We start from the raw sequence: 2344 nt of genomic DNA on the forward strand, positions 1-2344 counted from the left end.
GTGGGGGAGGGTGTGGCGGGTGCGCGGACGGCAAGGAGGAGCAGTGCCTGGGTGCCTGGATCGTCGAGCTCGGCGGCGAGGGCAGTGCTCGCGTTGCGCAGACGCAGGCGCACGGTGCCCTCTGCGATGCCAAGGACTGAGGCGGCGGCCGCCGCGGAACCGGCGCGCAGGTAGGCCTCGAGGGTTCTGCGTTGTTCGCGGGTCAAGGGGTGCAGAACCTGTGCGGCCCAGGCGGAAAGCCGGTCGGGCGGTATGATATGGAGCAGTTCGTAGGCGCCCAGCGCGGTGGCAGGCGCCAGGCAGCCTCTGGACGCGCCGCTGCGCGCCGCCGCAGCCTCAGTCCAAGCGGTGGCGAGCAAGTCCAGTGGTACCGGCTCTGCGGCACCGCCAGCAAGGCGGTGCTGGTCAGCGATCCGCGCTACCAGAGTGGACCGCTGGTGGACGTCGCCGTGGCGGCCGTGCAGGGCGATGACGGCCAGGTCTGTGCCCCGCAGGCATACCAGGGTGCGGGGCGAGGCGGAGGGACCGGAGGGATGCGCAGTGTGCCACAGGTCGTGGTAGGCGTTTTCGGCAGCCGTCCCAGCCAGCCGGAAGACGGTGGCGTGGGTGAGGGCGTCACAGCCCAGTACCTCCGTGGCGAGCTGGGATTGGCCCGCCAGGAGCAGCGTCAACACCGCCTGGTGCTGACGCTGCTCGAGACGGGTGCTCTCTTCGATCTGGCGGGCGCTTGCACGCAGCCGCAGCAGATCCACTGCGGTCGACTGGATGAGTGCTGTGCGTTTGCGTGAGGTGCAGCCGGGTTTGATGACGAGGGTGGAGTCGGGCGTCTTGCGGACGATGAGATGGCGGTAGGCCAAAGGGCGCTCCGCTGCGAGGATTGCCTCCGCAGCGGCGCCGGGCGAGCTGCTGTGCACCACGCGACCTCCGCGGTTCACGAGCACGGCCCAGCCCTCGGCGAGAGCGGCGACTTCAGTGATCAACTGGGCGTCGGAGCGGGCCGCTGCCCGCTGTAGTCGCCGCACCAGCTGGTAGAGCGTCGGCCTGCCCGAGGGAACGGGCGTGAGCCCGCCACCGCTTGGGCTCATCGGATCCGTGCCACGCCGCCCCAGCCCGCACGGTCAGTGAGCGTGCCGGTGGTGGGGTCCGGGCGCCACCGCGGCCAGCTCGTGAAACCGGGTTCAATGAGTTCGGTGCCGGCGAACAGCTCCACTGCGACGGAGGGTTCACGCAGGATATAGGGGATCGCACCGCTGGTGTTGTACTCCTCCTGGACCTCGCGGTGCAACGCGTCGGCGGCAGTGGAGTGGCTCAGCGCGAGGTAGCTGCCTGTGGGCAGCTGATCGACCAGTCGGCGTACCAGACCGAGGGCTTCCTGCCAGTCCACGATGTGACCGAGCACGTCATTGATCACCAGGGCGATGGGCTGTGTCATGTCGAGCGTTTGGGCCGCGCCAGCCAGCACCCTTTCGGTGTTGCGCATGTCGGTCTCGACATACGCGGTGGCTCCTTCCTTCGTGCTGGTGAGCAGCGCGTGGACGTGTAACAGCACGATCGGGTCGTGATCGACGTAGACGACTCGGCACTCGGGAGCAATCCTCTGTGCGACTTCGTGCGTGTTGTTGCTGGTCGGCAGCCCGGCACCCAGGTCGATGAACTGGCGTAATCCTGCCTCCCTCGTCAGGTAAGTGACGGTGCGGCGCAGGAAGGCGCGTGACTCTCCGGCGAAAGGGACGATGTCAGGGTATTTGCTGCTGTAGGCGTCCCCGGCTGCCTGGTCGGCAGGGTAGTGGTCCTTGCCGCCGAGCCAGTAGTTCCATACCCGCGCACTGTGGGCGACGGACGTGTCGATCGTGGTGGACTTGGGGGTGGGTTCTGTCATCTCAGTATCTCCATCGATGTGTCGGGGTGCGGGGCGAGCACGCAGGCGTGGTCCCACCGCACTTGATAGGCCGTGACGGTAGTGAGTGCATCTGATACCTCGGCGGTTCCCGGTAGTCCGCCGTCACGGACGACGTGATCGGGAATCTCAGGCACGTTGACTCGGTACAGCAGCAGTGTGGGCTGCCCGGCGAGGGCGTGCAGGGGCCCATCAAGGGGTGTGAAGTTCGGGGGATCTGTCGCTGAGGCGTCCGGCTTCGCGTGTCGTCGGTGGAAGCCATCTATGTGCTGGTCGGCGGCCGGTTGGCTGTCTGGGTTTGGTGTCAGTGGTCCGGATGCTGCGGTGGCATGAGTCCGTATCGGCCGGTGACGTCTTCGCCGAGCCTCCTCCTGCGGGGGTCCTGTTGTCCGTGTACGCCGCACGTCCGGAGGACGGCTGGGGGGGGCATGCAGCGGAGTCGACGGG

At 67.7% G+C, this 2344-nt stretch carries 2 protein-coding genes; both read right to left on the reverse strand.

What is annotated here, in order from left to right:
- On the reverse strand, positions 1-980 hold a 980-nt coding region (locus ACJA3G_RS35355), incomplete at its 3' end, for a helix-turn-helix domain-containing protein (protein WP_406557122.1).
- Between the two features lie 101 nt (positions 981-1081).
- On the reverse strand, positions 1082-1879 hold the full coding sequence (locus tag ACJA3G_RS35360) for an SAM-dependent methyltransferase (protein WP_406557123.1): 798 nt from the start codon (positions 1877-1879) through the stop codon (positions 1082-1084).
- Between the last annotated feature and the right edge of the window lie 465 nt (positions 1880-2344).

This window comes from Streptomyces sp. YS-3, from assembly GCF_045257485.1.
Classification (GTDB): domain Bacteria; phylum Actinomycetota; class Actinomycetes; order Streptomycetales; family Streptomycetaceae; genus Streptomyces.